The sequence below is a fragment of the Methylorubrum populi genome, assembly GCA_036946625.1.
GTDB lineage: Bacteria > Pseudomonadota > Alphaproteobacteria > Rhizobiales > Beijerinckiaceae > Methylobacterium > Methylobacterium populi_C.
Genome location: JAQIIU010000003.1, coordinates 378,441 through 397,753, shown reverse-complemented (window position 1 = coordinate 397,753; position 19,313 = coordinate 378,441). Strand labels below are relative to the sequence as shown.

Here is a 19,313-nt window from a genome sequence, read left to right as displayed (position 1 = left end):
CTTCGAGGCCCGCCGGCGCGGGCACCTCAGGATGAGGTCGAGATTGGGATTGCGCGCGGTGTCAGCGCCCGGCCAGCCAGATCACATGCCGCGCCCCGCGCTTGCCGCGCGCCCGCGTCGCCACCGCCTCCACCGAAAAACCCGCCGGCCCGAGCCGCCGCGTGAAGGCCCCGTCGGGATGGGCCGACCACACCGCCAGCACGCCGCGGGGGCGCAGAGCCGCGCGGGCCGCGCCGAGGCCGGCGGCGTCGTAGAGGCGGTCGTTGGCAGCGCGGGTGAGGCCGTCGGGGCCGTTGTCGACATCGAGCAGGATCGCGTCCCAGGCGCCCGACCGCTCAGCGATCACGGCAGCGACATCGGCCTCGCGGATCGAGACCCGCGGGTCATCCAGGCTGGCGCCGGTCATCCCGGCCATCGGCCCGCGCGCCCAGGCCAGCACCGCCGGCACGATCTCGGCCACCGTCACCTGCGCCCGAGGCGGCAAACAGGCGAGCGCGGCCCGCAGGGTGAAGCCCATGCCGTAGCCGCCGATCAGCACCCGCGGCGCCTTCGCCCCGGCGATCCGCTCGGCCGAGAGCCGCGCCAGCGCCTCCTCGGAACCGCTGAGGCGGCTGTTCATCAGCTCGTTGCGGTCGAGCTGGATCGAGAACTCGGTGCCGCGCCGCATCAGGCGAAGCGTCCCCGCCTCGCCGGGGATCGGGGCGGTGTCGAGATGTTCCCAGGGGATCATGAGATGCAGCGGCCTCGCATCCCTCTCCCCCACTGCGGGAGAGGGTTTCGGAAGTCATACGACATCCGGTCGATGACCTCGGCCTCTCCTCCGTCCTTGCGAGGCTCGGCGCAAGCAATCCAGGGCGCGACCTTTCCGGACCTGTCGCGCCCTGGATCGCTTCGCGGCCGCTCGCGAGGACGGAGGGGGGCCAAACCCGAAGCGATCGATCGGAAACGGTATCACATCCCGAACTGCACCTGCCGGCTGTTGCCCCGCTTCAGGTTGCGGAAGCGGGCCATCGCCCAGAGCGGGAAGAACTTCGGGTAGCCGTGATAGCGCAGGTAGAACACCCGCGGGAAGCCGGTCGCGGTGTAGCGCTCCTCGCTCCACAGACCGTCGGTCCCTTGCGTGCGCATCAGGTAGTTGACGCCGCGGGCCACCGCCGGATCGTCCACCTCGCCCACCGCCATCAGCGCGAGCAGGGCCCAGGCCGTCTGCGAGGCGGTGGAATAGCCCGGCTCGAATTCGGGGTCGAGCTTGTAGGAGGAGGCGTCCTCGCCCCAGCCGCCGTCCGGGTTCTGGATGCGGACCAGCCACGCCACCGCCTTGCGGATCTCGAGGCTCTGCGGATCGACGCCGGCGGCGTTGAGCGCGCAGAGCACCGACCACGTGCCGTAGATGAAGTTCATGCCCCAGCGGCCGTACCAGCTCCCGTCCTTCTCTTGGTCGTTGAGCAGGTAGGTGACGCCGCGGTCGAGCGCCCGGCTGGTCTCGCGGGTCTCGCCGAGCTGCGACAGCATCGAGACGACGCGGGCGGTCACGTCCGCGGTCGGCGGATCGAGCAGGGCGCCGTGATCCGAGAACGGGATGTGGTTGAGGTAGTGGTGGTTGTTGTCGGCGTCGAACGCCGCCCAGCCGCCATCGGCGCTCTGCAGGCCCTCGACCCACTCGCGGGCGCGGGCGATGGCCGTCGAGTAGTCCGGCATGCCGCTCACCAGCCCGTGCTGGCGCTGGGCACGATCCATCGCCATCACCACCACGGCGGTGTCGTCGAGATCGGGATAGTGCGGGTTGGCGTACTGGAAGGCCCAGCCGCCGGGGCGCACGTTCGGCTTGGTCTCCGCCCAGTCGCCCTTGATGTCGAGGATCTGGAGCGGCTTCAACCAGTCGAGGCCGGCGCGGGCATTGGCCTCGGCCCGGTCGCCGCCGGCCTCCAGCATGGCGTGGCTGGTCAGCGCGGTATCCCAGACCGGCGACAGGCAGGGTTGGACATAGGCCTCGTCGTCCTTCTCGGCGACGAGCTTCTCGATGGCTTCCAGCGCGATCCTCACCTGCGGGTGGTCGCTCGAATAGCCCAGCACCTCGTACATCAGCACCGAGTTGACCATCGCCGGGAAGATGGCGCCGAGCCCGTCCTCGCCGTTCAGGCGCTCGGAGACCCAGGCGACCGCCTTGTCGATGGCGCGCTGGCGCGGCACCTTCGGGAAGTGACCTTGCGTCTTCTGAAGCACGCGGTCGATGGCGCCGAAGATCGGCGTCCACGGCCAGGTGGCGTGCGGCGAGCCCGGCCAGGTCCGCACCGAATCGGGCGGCGTCACGAACAGCTCGGCCACGCCGACGCCGCGCGGGTTCCTGGCCCGCGGCTTCTTGGCCTGGATCACGAACAGCGGCACCATGGTGCAGCGGGCCCAGTAGGACACCTTGTCGAGGTGGAACGGGAACCACTTCGGCAGGTGCATCACCTCCACCGGCATCACCGGCACCGCCGTCCACGGCACCTCGCCGTAGAGGGCGAGCAGGATGCGGGTGAAGACGTTGGCGTTGGCAGCCCCCCCGCGCTGGAGGATCGCCTTGCGCACGGCGCGCATGTGCGGCGCCTCGATGTCGTCGCCGATCATCTTGAGGGCGAAATAGGCCTTCACCGACGCGCTCATGTCGAACGGGCCGTCATGCACGAGCGCCCAGCCGCCATGCGTCTTCGACTGCGTGCGGCGCAGGTAGTTGCCGATCTTGGCCTCCAGCCCCGGCCGCGGCTCGGTGCCGCGGAACTGGTGGAACAGGATGTATTCGGACGGGATCGTCGCGTCCGCTTCCAGTTCGAAGCAGATGTGGCCGTCGGCTTGCGTCATGTCGGTGAGCGCGCGGGTGGCGCTCTGCACGCCGCGCTCGACGTCGTCGAGGGAGACATCGCGGGTCTTGGGACGCTGCAGCGTCTCGACCTTGCTCGCGGCCGCCTCTCGCATCGTCCTCGCCTCGCTCGACTGTCTCGATGCCGTCGTCATATCCTTCAAGCGACTCCCTGTGCCTGTGCCCGTCCGCACATGCCGGTGCGGAACAGGGCTTGCGCGGCGTTCGTTCCGGAGCGGATCGCGCCCTCGATGGTCGAGGGCAGGCCCGTCTCCGTCCAATCGCCCGCCAGAACCAGATTCCGGGTGCGTGTCGCGGCGCCGGGACGGCGCGCGGCTTCCGCGGGCGTCGCCGCGAAGGTCGCCCGCTTCTCCTTGACGATCTGCCAGCTAGGCAATTCCCGTGCAAGTCCGTTGAGGTCCGCGATCTCGACCCAGATCCGGCGCGCCAGATCCTCGCGGCCCTCCTCCAGCAGGCGGTCCGCACCGCTGATGGTCACCGAGAAACGGTCGGGGTAGGCGAACAGCCACTCGGTCAGCCCGCCGACGACGCCGAGCAGCAGCGGCGCGGTTTCCGGGGGCTTCACGGCGAAATGCGCGTTGACGATCGAGCGGAATTCCTGCGGCGCGGGGGTACCGGGCAGGAGTTCGCTCGTCACCCAGGGCGGCAGGGCCAGCACCACGGCATCGTCGGGGCCGAGCGCGGTCGGCTCGTCGGTGAAGTCGAGGCGCTCGATGCGGCCCTGCCCGAGGGTGAGGGCGCGCAGGCGCCGGCCGTAGCGGATCTCGGCACCGCGGGCTTCGAGGTAGCGCAGGGCCGGATCGACGAAGGCGCTGGACAGGCCCTCGACCGCGACGAGCGGGCGGCAGGCCCGTCCGCCCGCGCCCAGCGTCTCGCGCAGGATGGCGGCGGCGAGCCCGACATCGCTCTCGCGCGGATCGGTGTTGAGGGCCGCGAGCAGAACCGGGTGCCAGAGCCGCTCGTAGAGCGGCCCCTCGCAGGACATTTTTTCCGCGATCGTGCCGCTCCTGCCGGGCTTGTTGCCGGAGGCGGCCATCATCAGGGAGACCGGCGCGAGATAGTCCCGCGCGCGGGTGCCCGGCACGCGCCGGCCCGCCCGCAGCACCCACCAGGGCAGGCGGCCCTCGTTCGGGCGCAGGGTCCAGCGCTCGCCGGTACGGATATCGGCGAAGTCGAAGGTTGCCTCGTCGGGCCCGGTGAGAGCGTCGTCGGGCGCCCCGACCCGCCGCAGGAAGTCCAGCGCCGAGCGGTTGCCCGACAGGAGCAGGTGGTTGCCGTTGTCGATGGTCAGGCCGAGCGACGGGTCGAAGTAGGAGCGGCAGCGCCCGCCCGCCTGCTTGGCCGCCTCGTGCAGCACGACGCGGTTGCCCGCCTCCGCCAGCGCGGCGGCCGCCGAGAGGCCGGCGAGCCCGGCGCCGACGACGTGAGCCGTTGCCGTCATCAGACAATCCCGTGGCGCAGCGCGACGCGGAGGAGGGAGAGTTTTCCGGGTTTTACCCGCGCGCGGGGGGCGGCCCAGCCGCGTTTCACCACGGCGTCGAGATAGAGCCGGTAGGCCGCCGCCATCAGGCGGGCCGCCTTGGTCGCCCGGCGCGGGCTGCGCTCGATGATCGCCCAGGTCCGGCGATAGTGCTCGTCCGCTTCCGCGGCGACCGCCGCGCAGACCTCGCCCAGGCGCGGATGCGCCAGGGCGGTCTGCGGGGTCGGGTTCATCAGGCCGATCCTGTGGAACTTTTCCATCGGCAGGTAGAGGCGCCCGCGCGTCGCGTCCTCGTCGATGTCGCGCAGGATGTTGGTGAGTTGCAGCGCCCGGCCCTGGTGCCACGCCAAGCGGACGCCCTCCTCCTCCGGCATGCCGAAGATGCGCACCGAGAGCCGCCCGACGGCGCTCGCCACCCGGTCGCAGTAGAGATCGAGCTTGGCCTCCGAAGGGGCGACGATATCTTCTTCCGCGTCCATCGCCATGCCGTCGATGACGGCTAGAAAATCCTCGCGCTCGAGCCCGAACCGGCGCATCGGCTCTTCGAGCGGCTTCACCCGGGCGGGCGGATGGCCGGCGTAGAGCGCGTCGATCTCGGCCCGCCAGCGGTCGAGCTCGGCCGCGCGCACCTCGCGCGGGCCGCCGTCGTCGGCCACGTCGTCGACCGAGCGGCAGAAGGCGTAGACGGCGTACATCGCCTCGCGCCGCTCCCTGGGGAGCAGACGCATCGCCGTGTAGAAGGACGAGCCGGCGGCCGGCAGGGCGGGCGCCTCGGCGGTCTCACCCGGCATCGGGCTGGCGGTGGCACTCATCGGCCGGCTCCGGCAGGGGCGGGACGGGGCGCGCGCGACCGGAACGGGCGGCGCACCAGCGTGGCGGCGATGCCGCCGAGCGCGGTGAGCGCGAAGGCGGCCTTGCCGTGATGGACCTTTTCGCAGAGCGGATCGCGGGTCAGCAGGCCCTTGGTGAGGACGACGGCCAGCCGATGGATCGCGGCGATCTCCAGGCTCAGGCGAAAATCCTCGATGCGATTCGGCAGCGGCGCGCCCTCCTCCAAGAGCCGAAGCGTGCGCTCGGCGAGTTCGCGGAACACGGCCCGCAGTTCGGGCGTCGCCCGGTCGGCCCCCAGCATCGACGCCTCGGCGCCGTGCTTGCGCATCACGTCCAGCGGGATGTAGACCCGGTCGAGATCGCGAAAATCCTTGCCGCAATCCTGGAGGTGATTGAGCACCTGGAGCGCGGCGCAGATGGCGTCGGAGGTCTCGTAGACGCGGGCCGGATCCTCGCCGTGCACGTCGAGCACGAAGCGCCCGACCGGCATCGCCGAGTAGCGGCAATAATGGATCAGTTCGTCCCAATCCGTGTAGCGGGACTTGCGCGCATCCATGCGGAAGGCGTCGAGCAGTTCGAGCGCGTGGGTCGGCGGCTGGCCGTGCGCGGCCAGCTCCCGCTTCAGCGGCTCGACCGAGGGGTCGGAGCCGCCCTTGCCGGTGAGCGCGTCGGCGAGCGCGTCGAGCATCGCGATCTTGCGCTCGGGCGACAGCCCGGTGTGGTCGGCGACGTCGTCGCCCGCCCGCACATAGTCGTAGAAGGCGAGGATCGCCCCGCGATGGCGCGGATGGATCAGGTGCGAGGCGACGGGAAAGTTCTCGTCGTGCCGGCCCTTGCCGGTGCGGGCGTCGGTCGCGGTCTCGAGCGCGGCGCTCATGTCATGTACCCCGCCTTCCGGAACCACGCGATCGCGTCGCTCAGGCCCTCCCGATACGGCCGCGCGGAATAACCGAGTTCGGCCCGTGCCTTGGCGTCGGAGAAGAACATCCGGTACTTCGACATGCGCACGCCGTCGATGGTGGCGAGCGGGGCCTTGCCGGTCACCCGCGCGATCTGCTCGGACACAAACGCGATCGGGTAGATCACCGCGTAGGGCAGCCGCGTCGTCGGCGCCTTGCGGCCGACGATCCCCGCGATGTCGGCGAGCATGGCCGCCAGCATCACGTCCTCGCCGCCCAAGATGTAGCGCTCGCCGACCCGGCCCTTGCGCAGGGCCAGCAGATGGCCGGCGGCCACGTCGTCGACATGGGCGAGGTTGAGGCCGGTATCGACGAAGGCCGGGATCTTTCCCTGCGCCGCGTCGAGGATGATCCGGCCGGTCGGCGTCGGCTTGACGTCGCGGGGACCGATCGGCGTCGAGGGGTTCACGATCACCGCGGGCAGGCCGTCGCGGGCCACCATCTCCTCGACCACGCGCTCGGCCACGACCTTGCTGCGCTTGTAGGCGCCGATGGCGGTCTCCGGCGTCAGCGGCCAGGTCTCGTCGGCGGGGGTTCCGTCGTCGTGCGGTTTGATGGTCGCGACGCTCGACGTGTAGACGATCCGCTCGACGCCGGCCTCGAGCGCCTCCTCCATCAGGATGCGCGTGCCGTCGCGATTGGTCCGGACGATCTCCTCCATGTCCGGCGCCCAGAGCCGGTAATCGGCCGCCGCATGGACGAGGTAGCGCTGGCCGCGCATGGCCGCGGCGACCGCCGCGCGGTCGCGCATGTCGGCCTCGACGATCTCGACATCGGGCCAGGTCAGGTTGGTGCGGGGCGAGGAGGCGCGCACGGAGATGCGCACGGAAAAACCGGCCGCGCGGAAAACGTCGACCAGGGCGGCGCCCAGGAAGCCGCTGGCACCGGTGATCAGCACCGGCCCCGCCGGGAACGGGCCGCTTCGGGTCGGCTCTGTCATCGTGCTCGCGCGACTTGACGGGAGGGTCTCGCCCGCCGGCCGAGACGACCGGGCAGGCGAACGGAAACGCCGCTCCGTCGACGCACCCGCTTCGGGGCCGGACGGCGCGGCGCTTGTCTCATCGATGACGCGGTGCGGCAAGCACCCGCGCCCCAACAGACCAGGGCCATCGCTCGAAACGATGACCCTGGCTTCTTGCCGGCCTCAGACGCCGGCGCCGGCTTCCGCGGGCTCAGGCCTTCTCCGCGAAGCCGCTCAGGCGGCTTCGAGCGATCGCCCTGCCCAACAGACATGTCAGGCGAGGCGCAGGCGCCCGGTCCGGTTGCCCTTCTTCTGCTCCGGCAGGGCGTCGCGGACGGCCCTGCGGATGCCGTCGGCGTCGAGCCCGGCCTCGGCGTACATCCTTTCGGGCTTGTCGTGGTCCTGGTACGCATCGGGCAGGGTCAGGGTGCGCACCCGGACCCGGCCCGCATCCAGAACGCCCCGCTCCGACAGCAGGTGCAGCACCTGTGCGCCGAAGCCGCCGACCGAGCCCTCCTCCACCGTCACCAGAACCTCGTGGCTGTTCGCCAGATCCACGATCAGCTCCGCGTCCAGCGGCTTGGCGAAGCGCGCGTCCGCCACGCTCGCCGCCACGCCCTCGGCCTCCAGCGCGTCGGCCGCCTTCAGCGCCTCCGACAGACGCGTGCCGAGCGACAGCAGCGCCACCCGCGCCCCCTCCGGACGCCGCACCACACGGCCCCGGCCGATCGCCAGAGGCTCGCCCCGCTCGGGCAGCTCGACGCCCACGCCCTCGCCGCGGGGATAGCGCAGCGCGATCGGCCCCGCGTCGTGCGCGTGGGCGGTCGCCACCATGTGCACCAGTTCGGCCTCGTCGGCGGCCGCCATCACCGTCATGTTCGGCAGGCAGCACAGATAGGCCAGATCGAACGCGCCCGCATGCGTCGCCCCGTCCGCGCCGACCAGGCCCGCCCGGTCGAGGCAGAAGCGCACCGGCAGGTTCTGAAGCGCGACATCGTGCACGACCTGATCGTAGGCCCGCTGCAGGAAGGTCGAGTAGATCGCCACGAACGGCTTGTAGCCTTCCGTCGCCAGGCCGCCGGCGAAGGTCACCGCGTGCTGCTCGGCGATGCCGACGTCGAACGTCCTGTCCGGGTGCGCCTTGCCGAACAGGTCGATGCCGGTGCCGCCGGGCATGGCCGCGGTGATCGCCACCACCTTCGGATCGGCGTCCGCCGCCTTGATCAGGCTCTCGCCGAACACCCGCGTATAGGCCGGGGCGTTGGCCTTGGCCTTGGCCTGGATCCCCGACACCACGTCGAACCTGACCACGCCGTGGTAGCGGTCGGCCGAGGCCTCGGCCGGCGCGTAGCCCTTGCCCTTCCGCGTCACCACGTGGAGCAGGATCGGGCCCTGGTCCGAGTCGCGCACGTTCTTGAGCACGGGCAGCAGGTGGTCGAGGTTGTGCCCGTCGACCGGGCCGACGTAGTGGAAGCCCATCTCCTCGAACATCGTCCCGCCGCCGACGATCAGCGAGCGGGCGTATTCCTCGGCCGCCGCCGCGCGCTGGTAGAGCGCCTTGGGCAGGAGCTTGCCCAGTTGCTTGGCGGTCTCGCGCAAGGAGCGGTAGGTGCCGCCCGAGGCGAGCCTTGCGAGGTAGGCCGACATGGCGCCGACGGGCGGCGCGATCGACATGTCGTTGTCGTTGAGGATGACGATCAGGCGCGAGTGCAGGGCGCCGGCGTTGTTCATCGCCTCGTAGGCCATGCCCGCCGACATCGAGCCGTCGCCGATCACCGCCACCATGTTGCGGCGCTTCGGCTGCGCCTCGCCCCTGGCCTTCGCCTGCGCCGCGTCGAGGTCGCGGGCGACCGCCATGCCGAGCGCGGCCGAGATCGAGGTGGAGGAATGCGCCGCGCCGAAGGGATCGTAGGCGCTCTCCGAGCGCTTGGTGAAGCCCGACAGCCCGCCGCCCTGGCGCAGCGTCCGGATGCGGTCGCGCCGCCCGGTCAGGATCTTGTGCGGGTAGCACTGGTGCCCGACGTCCCAGACGATGCGGTCGTCGGGGGTGTCGAACACGTGGTGCAGCGCGACCGTCAGTTCGACCACGCCGAGCCCCGAGCCGAGATGCCCCCCGGTGATCGAGACCGCATCGATCATCTCGGCGCGCACCGCGTCGGCCACCCGCTGCAGATCCCCCTCCGGCAGAAGCCGGAGACGATCCGGCGTCTCAAGACCTTCGAGGATCGTCGTGTCCGCTAGTGCCAAAGCCTTCACCCGTCTCTCAATGCGTTCCCGTCGGCGGCGCGGACCGCGAGGCGGCGCATCCGAACCCTCGAACGCCGCGCGTCCCGGACATCGTCCGCCCCCGGAAACCGCTCGTCCCGGGACATATGAACGATCATTCTAGCGCGAACCGATCACGGGATACCATGATCTGGCTGCAACAGCGGCGAACGTTTCAGAGGATTCGATCCCCCCGTCTGCCTTCAGAGTTAAGGCAGCCCGCCATTTCACGCGTGACGCGCCTCCAGTTATGGACGAAGGCTGCATGGATCAACATCTCGGATCAACATCTCGCCCGAGCCCGAGGCTGCCGCCGCGATGCGTTTCGCCGCAAAGACCCTGACCCCGGCCACCGTGGCGCTGGCCCTGATGGCCGGCGGCACGGCGCTCGCGGCGGATGCCGGCGCGCACCGGCCCCGCGCGGGGATCTGCGCAGGGGACGTCCGCTGCCGCCGCCCACCCGGGCCGCCGGATCGCGACATCCGACCGCTGATCGACCCGCTCGGCCGCCCCTGCGGCTATCGCTGGCGGGAGACGCCGTCCGGCACCCGGCGCGTCCGGGTCTGCACCTGAGCCGGCGATGCGACCGCTCGTCCCGATCCTCGCCGTCCTCGTCGTCGCGAACTCGCAGGCGGCCCGGCCCCAGGCGCCGTTCCAGCCCGCCCCCCGATCCCTGCCGGAGGCGCCCACCTGCCCTGCTCTGTTCGCGGACGGCCGGGCGCCGGTGCCGACCAACCCGAAGCTCGCCGACAGGACCGTTCCGCTCTGCTTCGAAGCCTTCGCGGTGCTGCATTCGGCCGTCTCGCGCACCCCGCTCTACGCGGCCGAGCGCCTGACGCGCCGCAGCGTGTCCGCCGCCCGCCGGGTCGAGCGCGCCGACGCCTTCCACGACGAGGACCGCCTGCCCGAGGACGACCGGGCGAGCCTCGCCGACTACGTCCACAGCGGCTACGACCGCGGCCATCTCGCGCCGGCCGGCGACATGCCGAGCGCGGCGGCCCAGGCCGAATCCTTCAGCCTCGCCAACATCGTGCCCCAGAACCGCGCGGTGAACCGCGGCCTCTGGGCGGCGATCGAGGAGAGCGTGCGCCGGCTCGCGACCGAGCGCGGCGAGATCTTCGTGGTGACGGGCCCGCTCTTCGAAGGCCGCTCGGTCGGCGCGATCAAGGGGCGCGTGCTGGTGCCGACGCAGTTGTTCAAGGCGCTCTACGACCCGCGCACCGGCGAGGCCGGGGCCTATCTCGTGGCGAACGCGACGGGGGCCGAGTGGCGTGCGGTCTCGCTCGCGACCTTGCGGGACAGGGCCGGGCTCGACGTGTTCCCGGCCTTGCCCGAGACCGTCAAGGCCCGAGCGATGAGCCTGCCCAAGCCGTACGAATTTTCGCGCGGCGGCGACTCGTTCGCCGGCTTCCTCAAGCAGTTGGCCCACGACGTCCTGCGCCGGCTCTGGCGCGAGCTGATGCGCGCGATCTTCTGACGGAGGCCCCGATGCCGCGCCGCAAAGCCGATTCCACCCTCCCCTTCCGGCCCTTCGCCGAGGATGCGGGCGTGCAGACCTTCGCCGGCCTCTCCATCGAGAACGGCACAAGCCGCATCGCCCTGCACGGCAGCCTCGACCTCACCCGCGACCGGGAGGGCTTGAAGCGGGCGAAGGCCCTGAAGAGCCTGCTCGACGCGGTGGTCGCCGCCCTCGAAGCGGAGGATCTGCCCGATTCCGTCCCCGAGGAGCCGGAGGCGTCGAAGCCGGTGCGCAACCCTTTCGCCTGAGCCGCACGGACCCCCACGTCCCGGCATGCGTCCGGCCGGCCCCGCCCTTTGCCTTGCCCCTGTCGGGCGGCCCTGATAGTCGGACAGCAATTCTTCATCCGCAGGCGGACGGTGCCCGTGCGGCTCGGCTCGAAGGGAGCCGGACCTCGCGCGAGAGGCCACGCATCCGCCGGCACGCTTCACGCAGGACGAACGCACATGGCCCGCGAATTCATCTACCACATGCGGGGTCTGACCAAGACCTACCAGGGCGGCAAGAAAGTTCTCGATAACGTCAACCTGTCGTTCTACCCGGACGCCAAGATCGGCGTGCTCGGCATCAACGGCGCCGGCAAGTCGACGCTGCTGAAGATCATGGGCGGCATCGACAAGGACTACACCGGCGACGGCTGGGTCGCCCAGGGCGCCCGCGTCGGCTACCTGTCGCAGGAGCCGCAGCTCGATCCGAACAAGACGGTGCGCGAGAACGTCATGGAGGGCGTGGCCGAGAAGCAGGCGCTGCTCGACCGCTACAACGAACTCGCCATGAACTACTCCGAGGAGACCGCGGACGAGATGACCGCACTCCAGGACCGGATCGAGGCCCAGAACCTCTGGGAGCTCGATTCGAAGGTCGATCAGGCCATGGAGGCGCTCGGCTGCCCGAACGACGAGCAGCCGGTCGCGACGCTCTCGGGCGGCGAGCGCCGCCGCATCGCCCTGTGCCGCCTGCTTCTGTGGGAGCCGGAGCTTCTCCTCCTCGACGAGCCGACCAACCACCTCGACGCCGAGACCGTGAACTGGCTCGAAGGGCACCTGCGCCAGTACCCGGGCGCGATCCTGATCGTGACCCACGACCGCTACTTCCTCGACAACGTGACGGGCTGGATCCTCGAACTCGACCGCGGCAAGGGCATCCCCTACGAGGGCAACTACTCCTCCTGGCTGGTGCAGAAGCAGAAGCGCCTGGAGCAGGAGGGCCGCGAGGACATGGCCCGCCAGCGCGCCATCGCCCGCGAGACGGAGTGGATCTCGGCGTCGCCGAAGGCCCGCCAGACCAAGTCCAAGGCGCGCATCACCCGCTACGAGGAACTGGTCGCCAGGCAGCAGCAGAAGGTCGACGCGACGGCGCAGATCGTCATCCCGATCACCGAGCGGCTCGGCCAGAACGTCATCGAGTTCAAGGGCCTGAACAAGGCGTTCGGCGACCGGCTGCTGATCGAGGATCTCTCGTTCAAGCTGCCGCCGGGCGGCATCGTCGGCGTGATCGGCCCGAACGGCGCCGGCAAGACCACCCTGTTCAAGATGATCACCGGCGTCGAGAAGCCGGATGGCGGCGCCATCGAAGTCGGCGAGAGCGTGCATCTCGGCTATGTCGACCAGTCCCGCGACGCGCTCGATCCGAACGCGACGGTCTGGCAGGAGATCTCGGGCGGCAACGACATCCTCTATTTCAACAAGCGCGAGATCAACAGCCGAGCCTATTGCGCGGCCTTCGCCTTCAAGGGCGGCGACCAGCAGAAGAAGGTCGGCGTGCTCTCGGGCGGCGAGCGCAACCGCGTCCACCTCGCCGCGACCCTGCGCAAGGGCGGCAACGTGCTGCTCCTCGACGAGCCGACCAACGACCTCGACATGGAGACCCTGCGGGCGCTCGAAGAGGGCCTGGAGGATTACGCGGGCTGCGCGGTGATCATCAGCCACGATCGCTGGTTCCTGAACCGCATCGCGACCCACATCCTCGCCTTCGAGGGCGACAGCCACGTCGAGTGGTTCGAGGGCAATTTTTCCGATTACGAGGCCGACAAGAAGCGCCGGCTCGGGACGGATTCGATCATCCCGAAGAAGTTGAAGTACAAGAAGTTTTCGCGGTGATGTCCCCTCTCCCCGCACGCGGGGAGAGGAATGCGCCCGGCCCTCACCACCACGCCGTGCCCGCCCCGGGCGGCGGCAGGCCGAGATGCGCCGCGACCGAGGCGCCGATGTCCGAAAAGCTGCCGCGCCGGCCGAGGGCGCGCGGGTGCAGCCCCGGCCCGAAGGCGAGGATCGGCACCTGCTCGCGGGTGTGCTCGGTGCCGGCCCAGGTCGGATCGTTGCCGTGGTCGGCGGTGACGAGGCAGAGGTCGCCCGGCTTCAGGACCGCGTGAATCTCGGGGAGGCGCGCGTCGAAGGCTTCCAGCTCGGCGGCGTAGCCCGGCACGTCGCGGCGGTGGCCGTGCTCGGTGTCGAAATCCACGAGGTTGAGGAAGACGAGGCCGCCGTCCGGCAGCGTCGCGAAGGCGTCGAGCGCCGCGTCGAGGCAGGCGGCGTTGCCGGCCGGCTTGATCTCGCGGCCCGTGGCGCGGTGCGCGAAGATGTCGCCGATCTTGCCGATGCTCACCACGGAGCGGCCGGCGGCCTCCAGAACATCGAGCAGCGTCCCGGCGGGCGGCGCCACCGAAAAGTCCTTGCGGCGGCTCGTGCGGTGAAAGCCGTCCGCCGCGCTGCCGAGGAAGGGCCGGGCGATGACGCGGCCGACGCGGTAGGGGTCGCACAAGGCCCGCGCGATCCGGCAGGTCTCGTAGAGCCGCTCCAGCCCGAACGCCTCCTCGTGGGCGGCGATCTGGAACACGCTGTCGGCCGAGGTGTAGCAGATCGGCCGGCCCGTGCGGACGTGCTCGGCCCCGAGTTCCTCGATGATCGCGGTGCCGGAGGCGTGGCGGTCGCCGAGGATGCCGGGCAGGCCGGCTTGCGTCGTCAGCGCCTCGGTCAGTTCGACCGGGAAGGCGGGCCGTGCATCGGAAAAATGGCCCCAGGGCTCCCGCACCGGCACGCCGGCGATCTCCCAGTGGCCGGACGGGGTGTCCTTGCCGGCCGCCGTCTCGACCGCGTGGCCCCACAGGGCCCGCGGCTCACCGGCCGGGTCGAGCCCCGGCGGCACGCGGCCGGTGGCGCCCGCGCAGGCGAGGCCGAGCCCCAGGCCCGCGAGGTTCGGCAGGCGCAAGGGACCCGCGCGCAAGGCCGGCCGGTCGCCGCGCCCTTCCGCGCAGGCTCGCGCGATATGCCCCACCGTGTCGGCGCCGGCGTCGCCGTAGCGGGCGGCGTCCGGCGCACCGCCGATGCCGACGGAATCGAGGACGACGAGGAGCGCGCGGGCCATGCTTCAGGCCGGCTCGATCTCGGCGGTGGTCGCGGCGTCCATGTCGAAGGCCGCCGCGAACAGGGCGCGGGTGTAGTCGGTCCTGGGCGCGGCGAAGATCGCGTCGGCCGGCCCCTCCTCGACCACCTGCCCCTGCCGCATCACCATGACGTAGTTCGAGAGCGCCCGCACCACCTTGAGGTCGTGGCTGATGAACAGGTAGGCGAGCCCGCGCTCGCGCTGGAGGTCGCGCAGGAGCGTCACGATCTGCGCCTGCACCGAGCGGTCCAGCGCCGAGGTCGGCTCGTCGAGCACGACGAAGCGGGGCTTGAGGACGATGGCGCGGGCGATGGCGATGCGCTGGCGCTGGCCGCCGGAGAATTCGTGCGGGTAGCGGTCCATCGCCGCCGGGTCGAGGCCGACATCGGCGAGCGCCTTGGCGACCAGGGCACGGCGCTCCTCGGCCCGCCGCACCTGCCCCTGCACTTCGAGCCCCTCGGCGACGATGTCGCCCACCGACATGCGCGGCGAGAGCGAGCCGTAGGGGTCCTGGAAGACGACCTGCATGTCCTTGCGCAGGGGCCGCATGGCGCGCGGGCCGCGCTCCTCGATCCGCTGCCCGAGGAACACGATCGGCCCCTCCGATTCGGTGAGCCGCAGCAGGGCGAGGCCCAGCGTGGTCTTGCCGGAACCGGATTCGCCGACGACGCCGACGGTCTCGCCCGCCCGCACCCGGAGCCGCACCCCGTCGACCGCCTTGACGTGGCCGACCGTGCGCCGGAGCAGGCCCTCCTTCAGGGGAAACCAGACCTTGATCGGGCCGGCCTCGACCAGTTCCTCGGCGTTCGCCGGCACCGGGTTCGCCCGGCCCGAGGGCTCGGCGGCGAGGAGCCGCCGCGTGTAGTCGTGCTGCGGCCGGGAGAACACCGCGGCCACCGGCCCGGCCTCGACGATCCGGCCGGCGAGCATCACGCAGACCCTGTCGGCGATCCGGCGCACGATGCCGAGATCGTGGGTGATGAACAGCATCGCCATGCCGAGCCGCTTCTGCAGGTCGGCGAGCAGCGCCAGGATCTGCGCCTGCACGGTGACGTCGAGGGCGGTGGTCGGCTCGTCGGCCACCAGCAGGTCGGGCTCGCAGGCGAGCGCCATGGCGATCATCACGCGCTGGCGCTGCCCGCCGGACAGTTCGTGCGGATAGGCGCCGAGCCGCCGCCCGGCGTCGCGGATGCCGACGAGGTCGAGCAGTTCGAGGATTCTCCTGCGCGCGGCCTTGCCGCCCAAGCCGCGATGGATCTCCAGCACCTCGCCGATCTGCCGCTGGATGGTGTGGAGCGGGTTGAGCGAGGTCATCGGCTCCTGGAACACCATGGTGATGTCCGCGCCGCGCACCGCGCGCAGTTCCCGCTCGGGCAGCGTCAGCAGGTCGCGCCCCTTGAACCGGATCTTTCCGCCCGGGTGATGCGCGGCGCCGTCGAGCAGGCGCAGGATCGAGAGTGCGGTCACCGACTTGCCGGAGCCGGATTCGCCGACCAGCGCCAGGGTCTCGCCCCGCTCGATGGAGAAGCCGACGCGGTCCACCGCGAGCGTCTCGCGCGCACCGGACCGGAAGGCGACCGAGAGATCCTCGACGGTCAGCAGCGTATCGGACATCGAACCCCGGCGGCGAAGATCGGCCCGCCGTCCGGTGTCGGGGCGGGATGGGGGGTTATAGCGCGCGGGGCGCGGAGCGCGAATTTTCTTGAAGTCGCAAGCCCTCATCCCCTGCACTGCGCTTGCCTGATCGATGTGCCAGTGGTGCAGGTTGGTCGAGACCGAGTTGCAGTCCCAGATCACGATCAGCTTCGATCGCGCGAAACTCATCGGGTCGGTGCCGTTGGTGGGCCCGACGGTGAGCAGCCACGCCGTGCACGATCCGGAGCCGCAGAAGTCTTCCCGGCCACCGTCGCCCCGAGGCGGTTGAAGAAGGCGTCGCCGACGGTGAGCCCCCGCACCACGCCCTCGTTACCGAGGTCGTTGTAGGGAAGGATCGCTTGCGCCCCGTGCGTCGCGATGATCGCGCTGAAGCGGCGGCCGGCACGGCTCGCGCACATCCTCGATCCGGCCCAGGTGATCCGGAAGCGCCCTCAGGCGCGAGGTCGGCAGGATCACAAGGCTCATCGCAACGGCCCCGCTCACAGGGTCGCTCGCTGCACAACCCGTAAACCGCCGTCAACCCGAGGTCGGTGCCCTGCGTTCGTGGATCGCTCGATTGAAACCGGCGAACGTTTCTGCCATAAGCCGCCCGCGTTGAACCGCCCGGCCGATCAGGGCTGCCGTGGCGGTTCCCGTTGCTCCAGCAGCATTCAAGCGCGAGGTGCCGGCCGCCGGTCGGATCGCCGTCGCGTTCAGGAGAGCCAAATGCCCAAGCTGAAGACCAAGTCGGGCGCCAAGAAGCGCTTCAAGATCACCGGCACCGGCAAGGTGATGTATGCCCAGGCCGGCAAGCGCCACGGGATGATCAAGCGGACCACGAAGCAGATCCGCAACCTGCGCGGCACCACGACCCTGTTCGAGGGCGACGCCGCGAACGTGAAGAAGTACTTCCTGCCGAACCAGCGGTAAGTCCTTCCACCCCTCGCGATCTGTTTTTGTCTTAAAGTTCCAGGAGATCTCCCATGGCCCGCGTCAAGCGCGGCGTGACCAGTCACGCGAAGCACAAGAAGGTTCTGAAGGCCGCCAAAGGCTATTACGGCCGGCGCAAGAATACCATTCGCATCGCCAAGCAGGCGGTGGAGAAGGGCCTCCAGTACGCCTACCGCGACCGCAAGAACAAGAAGCGCACCTTCCGCGCGCTCTGGATCCAGCGGCTCAACGCGGCGGTGCGCGAGCACGGCCTGACCTATTCCCGCTTCATCGACGCGCTGGCCAAGTCCGGCATCGCGGTGGACCGCAAGGCCCTGTCCGAGCTCGCCATCCACGAGCCGGCCGCCTTCGCGGCGGTGGTCGAGAAGGCGAAGTCGGCCCTGCCGAAGGCCGCCTGACCGCTCCGCCGCACGGCGGAACGACCCATCGACAAGGCGCGGCGCGGCGAGCGCCGCGCCTTCTTCGTTTGGACCTCGGCCAGTTTGCCCGATGGTCTCGATTTGCAGCATTCGCGCCCTTGCAGGCATGCAAACGGCGCGCGAAGGCAGCCCGCGGACGACTGGCCAAGGACGGCGGTGATGGATCTCGACGCTCTCGAACGCGACCTTCTCGGGCAGATCGAGCGGGCCGGTGACGAGGCCGCTCTCGAGGCCGCGCGCGTGGCGGCGCTCGGCAAGAAGGGCAGCCTCTCCGAGCTTCTCAAGACGCTGGGCGCGATGACGCCGGAGGAGAGGCGTGAGCGCGGCCCCCTCATCAACGGCCTGCGCGACCGGGTGCAGGGCGCGATCGCGCAGAAGCGCGCGGCGCTGGCGCAGGCGGCCCTCGACGCGCGGCTCGCCGCCGAGCGGATCGACGTGACGCTGCCCCTGCGCGAGGCGCCGGAGACCCGCGGCCGCATCCACCCGATCAGCCAGGTGATCGAGGAGATCACGGCGATCTTCGCCGATCTCGGCTTCTCGGTGGCGGAAGGGCCCGACATCGAGACGGACGAATTGAACTTCACCGCGCTCAATTTCCCCGAGGGGCACCCGGCGCGGGAGATGCACGACACGTTCTTCCTCGCCCCCGACCATCTCGGGCGGCGCAAGCTGCTTCGCACCCACACCTCGCCGGTGCAGGTGCGCACCATGCGCGCGGGGCAGCCGCCGATCCGCGTGATCATGCCCGGCCGCACCTACCGGCACGATTCCGACCAGACCCATACCCCGATGTTCCATCAGGTCGAGGGCCTCGTCATCGACCGCTCGGCCAACATCGCCAATCTCAAGTGGGTGCTGGAATCGTTCTGCCGCGCCTTCTTCGAGGTCGAGAGCGTGACGATGCGCTTCCGCCCCTCGTTCTTCCCCTTCACCGAGCCCTCGGCGGAGGTGGACATCCGGTGCTCGCGAAAGGGCGGCGAGCTGCGCTTCGGCGAGGGCACCGACTGGCTCGAAATCCTCGGCTGCGGCATGGTCCACCCCAACGTGCTGCGCAGCGGCGGCCTCGACCCGGATCAGGTCCAGGGCTTCGCCTTCGGCATGGGCATCGACCGGCTCGCCATGCTCAAATACGGCATGCCGGACCTGCGCCCCTTCTTCGAGGCGGACGTGCGCTGGCTGGAGCATTACGGCTTCCGGCCGATCGACGTGCCGAGCCTCGTCGGCGGGCTGACGGGGTGAGATAGCGAAGGAGCGTGGCGATGACCGATGCTCAGATCGAAGCGGTTGTTCAGGATGTGCTTGCGCGCATCATGCGTGGAGCGGGCTTCGAGAGCGCGACGGTGCAGGCCAAGCCCAACCACGCCGACGAGGACGCGCTGTTCGTGACGGTTCGGTTCCGGTCGGGCGCTGGCGTGACGAGCGGACGCACCACGGCAGATGCGCTTGTCGCTCTGCGCCACGCGCTCGAGGAAAAGGGAGAGCACCGTTTTCCCTATCTCATCTACGATTATCCGGACGATCCGCCGCCCTATGCCGACGATTCCCTGGCGGCCGAGTGATGGCGCGCAAGCTTCCCGGAACCTTCGTCGGCAGCCTCATCGCCGTCGCCGATCAGTTGGCGCAGGCGCCCGGCCCTGCGGCATACCGGCAGGCGTCCATGCGTCGGGCCGTGAGCAGTGCGTACTACGCCCTGTTCCACACCCTCTGCACGCTCTGTGCGGATGAGCTGGTCGGTTGGAGCAAGACATCGAATCTGCCGCCGATCTATCGCTCCCTCGATCATGGCGTTGCGTTGAAGAAGCTCAGGAGCCGGGAAGCCAAGCAGATCGATCCGGCCATCGAGCGCATCAGCGCCCTGTTCGAGAACCTTCAGGAGAATCGACACCTCGCCGATTACGCCCCACCCTCCGCCCTCTTCAGCCGCATGCAGACGCTCGCCCTGATCGAGGAGGCACGGGATGCCATCGCTCTGATCGAAGGGCTCGCGTCGAAAGCCCGCCTGCAACTCGCCATTCTCCTGCTGGCCCGCCAGCGCGCCGCCTGAACCGAAGC

At 70.4% G+C, this 19,313-nt stretch carries 18 protein-coding genes and 1 pseudogene; 9 read left to right on the top strand and 10 right to left on the bottom strand.

The window, feature by feature from the left end:
• Positions 1 to 61 precede the first annotated feature (61 nt).
• The 7 genes from PGN25_13255 to dxs all read right to left on the bottom strand — a co-directional run bounded on the left by PGN25_13255 (position 62) and on the right by dxs (position 9,338).
• On the bottom strand, positions 62 to 730 hold the full coding sequence (locus PGN25_13255; protein ID MEH3118522.1) for a spermidine synthase: 669 nt from the start codon (positions 728 to 730) through the stop codon (positions 62 to 64).
• Between the two features lie 221 nt (positions 731 to 951).
• Positions 952 to 2,955, bottom strand: coding sequence for a squalene--hopene cyclase (gene shc, locus PGN25_13250; protein ID MEH3118521.1), 2,004 nt, complete (start codon positions 2,953 to 2,955; stop codon positions 952 to 954).
• Positions 2,956 to 2,999: 44 nt separating this feature from the next.
• Positions 3,000 to 4,301 (bottom strand): hydroxysqualene dehydroxylase HpnE, encoded by a 1,302-nt coding sequence (hpnE, locus tag PGN25_13245; protein ID MEH3118520.1) that lies wholly within the window; start codon positions 4,299 to 4,301, stop codon positions 3,000 to 3,002.
• Positions 4,301 to 5,152 (bottom strand): presqualene diphosphate synthase HpnD, encoded by an 852-nt coding sequence (hpnD, locus tag PGN25_13240; protein MEH3118519.1) that lies wholly within the window; start codon positions 5,150 to 5,152, stop codon positions 4,301 to 4,303. Before hpnD ends, hpnE begins: the two co-directional genes overlap by 1 nt.
• A complete protein-coding gene (gene hpnC / locus PGN25_13235; protein MEH3118518.1) occupies positions 5,149 to 6,048 on the bottom strand; it encodes a squalene synthase HpnC in 900 nt (299 codons plus the stop codon). The genes hpnD and hpnC overlap by 4 nt, the downstream gene beginning before the upstream one ends.
• Complete coding sequence (locus tag PGN25_13230; protein ID MEH3118517.1) at positions 6,045 to 7,070, bottom strand: NAD-dependent epimerase/dehydratase family protein; 1,026 nt, start codon at positions 7,068 to 7,070, stop codon at positions 6,045 to 6,047. The genes hpnC and PGN25_13230 overlap by 4 nt, the downstream gene beginning before the upstream one ends.
• 294 nt (positions 7,071 to 7,364) lie before the next feature.
• Positions 7,365 to 9,338 carry a 1-deoxy-D-xylulose-5-phosphate synthase gene (dxs, locus tag PGN25_13225; protein MEH3118516.1) on the bottom strand — a complete coding sequence of 658 codons (1,974 nt, stop codon included), beginning with the start codon at positions 9,336 to 9,338 and terminating at the stop codon, positions 7,365 to 7,367.
• Positions 9,339 to 9,674: 336 nt separating this feature from the next.
• On the opposite strand from dxs, the gene PGN25_13220 reads away from it, so the two are divergent.
• The 4 genes from PGN25_13220 (at position 9,675) to ettA (ending at position 12,974) form a co-directional block, all read left to right on the top strand.
• Entirely contained in the window at positions 9,675 to 9,929 is a 255-nt protein-coding gene (locus tag PGN25_13220; protein ID MEH3118515.1) for a hypothetical protein, read from the top strand.
• A 7-nt stretch (positions 9,930 to 9,936) separates the two neighbouring features.
• Positions 9,937 to 10,833 carry a DNA/RNA non-specific endonuclease gene (locus PGN25_13215; protein ID MEH3118514.1) on the top strand — a complete coding sequence of 299 codons (897 nt, stop codon included), beginning with the start codon at positions 9,937 to 9,939 and terminating at the stop codon, positions 10,831 to 10,833.
• Between the two features lie 11 nt (positions 10,834 to 10,844).
• Positions 10,845 to 11,123 carry a hypothetical protein gene (locus tag PGN25_13210; protein ID MEH3118513.1) on the top strand — a complete coding sequence of 93 codons (279 nt, stop codon included), beginning with the start codon at positions 10,845 to 10,847 and terminating at the stop codon, positions 11,121 to 11,123.
• A 198-nt stretch (positions 11,124 to 11,321) separates the two neighbouring features.
• Entirely contained in the window at positions 11,322 to 12,974 is a 1,653-nt protein-coding gene (gene ettA / locus PGN25_13205; protein ID MEH3118512.1) for an energy-dependent translational throttle protein EttA, read from the top strand.
• Positions 12,975 to 13,017: 43 nt separating this feature from the next.
• Here ettA and PGN25_13200 read toward each other — a convergent pair whose 3' ends face one another.
• The 3 genes and pseudogenes from PGN25_13200 to PGN25_13190 all read right to left on the bottom strand — a co-directional run bounded on the left by PGN25_13200 (position 13,018) and on the right by PGN25_13190 (position 16,289).
• A complete protein-coding gene (locus PGN25_13200; GenBank protein MEH3118511.1) occupies positions 13,018 to 14,238 on the bottom strand; it encodes a phosphopentomutase in 1,221 nt (406 codons plus the stop codon).
• A 3-nt stretch (positions 14,239 to 14,241) separates the two neighbouring features.
• Positions 14,242 to 15,870: an ABC transporter ATP-binding protein gene (locus tag PGN25_13195; GenBank protein ID MEH3118510.1), complete on the bottom strand. Its 1,629-nt coding sequence runs from the start codon at positions 15,868 to 15,870 to the stop codon at positions 14,242 to 14,244.
• 132 nt (positions 15,871 to 16,002) lie between these two features.
• A pseudogene (locus PGN25_13190) lies at positions 16,003 to 16,289 on the bottom strand (molybdopterin oxidoreductase family protein).
• A gap of 328 nt (positions 16,290 to 16,617) precedes the next feature.
• On the opposite strand from PGN25_13190, the gene rpmI reads away from it, so the two are divergent.
• From rpmI to PGN25_13165, 5 genes are all read left to right on the top strand, one after another.
• Complete coding sequence (gene rpmI / locus PGN25_13185) at positions 16,618 to 16,821, top strand: 50S ribosomal protein L35 (protein ID MEH3118509.1); 204 nt, start codon at positions 16,618 to 16,620, stop codon at positions 16,819 to 16,821.
• Positions 16,822 to 16,874: 53 nt separating this feature from the next.
• Positions 16,875 to 17,240, top strand: a complete 366-nt coding sequence (gene rplT / locus PGN25_13180) for a 50S ribosomal protein L20 (GenBank protein MEH3118508.1) — start codon at positions 16,875 to 16,877, stop codon at positions 17,238 to 17,240.
• A 180-nt stretch (positions 17,241 to 17,420) separates the two neighbouring features.
• On the top strand, positions 17,421 to 18,500 hold the full coding sequence (pheS, locus tag PGN25_13175; GenBank protein ID MEH3118507.1) for a phenylalanine--tRNA ligase subunit alpha: 1,080 nt from the start codon (positions 17,421 to 17,423) through the stop codon (positions 18,498 to 18,500).
• Positions 18,501 to 18,520: 20 nt separating this feature from the next.
• Positions 18,521 to 18,820 (top strand): hypothetical protein, encoded by a 300-nt coding sequence (locus PGN25_13170; protein ID MEH3118506.1) that lies wholly within the window; start codon positions 18,521 to 18,523, stop codon positions 18,818 to 18,820.
• Positions 18,820 to 19,305 carry a hypothetical protein gene (locus tag PGN25_13165; protein ID MEH3118505.1) on the top strand — a complete coding sequence of 162 codons (486 nt, stop codon included), beginning with the start codon at positions 18,820 to 18,822 and terminating at the stop codon, positions 19,303 to 19,305. The genes PGN25_13170 and PGN25_13165 overlap by 1 nt, the downstream gene beginning before the upstream one ends.
• The last annotated feature ends 8 nt before the right edge of the window (positions 19,306 to 19,313 follow it).

Coding starts and splice junctions, on each gene's coding strand:
- pheS (MEH3118507.1), top strand. CDS start 17,421: ATGGATCTCGACGCTCTCGAACGCGACCTTCTCGGGCAGATCGAGCGG.
- shc (MEH3118521.1), bottom strand. CDS start 2,955: ATGCGAGAGGCGGCCGCGAGCAAGGTCGAGACGCTGCAGCGTCCCAAG.
- ettA (MEH3118512.1), top strand. CDS start 11,322: ATGGCCCGCGAATTCATCTACCACATGCGGGGTCTGACCAAGACCTAC.
- PGN25_13255 (MEH3118522.1), bottom strand. CDS start 730: ATGATCCCCTGGGAACATCTCGACACCGCCCCGATCCCCGGCGAGGCG.
- PGN25_13220 (MEH3118515.1), top strand. CDS start 9,675: ATGCGTTTCGCCGCAAAGACCCTGACCCCGGCCACCGTGGCGCTGGCC.
- hpnC (MEH3118518.1), bottom strand. CDS start 6,048: ATGAGCGCCGCGCTCGAGACCGCGACCGACGCCCGCACCGGCAAGGGC.
- hpnD (MEH3118519.1), bottom strand. CDS start 5,152: ATGAGTGCCACCGCCAGCCCGATGCCGGGTGAGACCGCCGAGGCGCCC.
- PGN25_13170 (MEH3118506.1), top strand. CDS start 18,521: ATGACCGATGCTCAGATCGAAGCGGTTGTTCAGGATGTGCTTGCGCGC.
- rpmI (MEH3118509.1), top strand. CDS start 16,618: ATGCCCAAGCTGAAGACCAAGTCGGGCGCCAAGAAGCGCTTCAAGATC.
- PGN25_13230 (MEH3118517.1), bottom strand. CDS start 7,070: ATGACAGAGCCGACCCGAAGCGGCCCGTTCCCGGCGGGGCCGGTGCTG.
- PGN25_13215 (MEH3118514.1), top strand. CDS start 9,937: ATGCGACCGCTCGTCCCGATCCTCGCCGTCCTCGTCGTCGCGAACTCG.
- PGN25_13210 (MEH3118513.1), top strand. CDS start 10,845: ATGCCGCGCCGCAAAGCCGATTCCACCCTCCCCTTCCGGCCCTTCGCC.
- PGN25_13165 (MEH3118505.1), top strand. CDS start 18,820: ATGGCGCGCAAGCTTCCCGGAACCTTCGTCGGCAGCCTCATCGCCGTC.
- hpnE (MEH3118520.1), bottom strand. CDS start 4,301: ATGACGGCAACGGCTCACGTCGTCGGCGCCGGGCTCGCCGGCCTCTCG.
- PGN25_13195 (MEH3118510.1), bottom strand. CDS start 15,870: ATGTCCGATACGCTGCTGACCGTCGAGGATCTCTCGGTCGCCTTCCGG.
- PGN25_13200 (MEH3118511.1), bottom strand. CDS start 14,238: ATGGCCCGCGCGCTCCTCGTCGTCCTCGATTCCGTCGGCATCGGCGGT.
- rplT (MEH3118508.1), top strand. CDS start 16,875: ATGGCCCGCGTCAAGCGCGGCGTGACCAGTCACGCGAAGCACAAGAAG.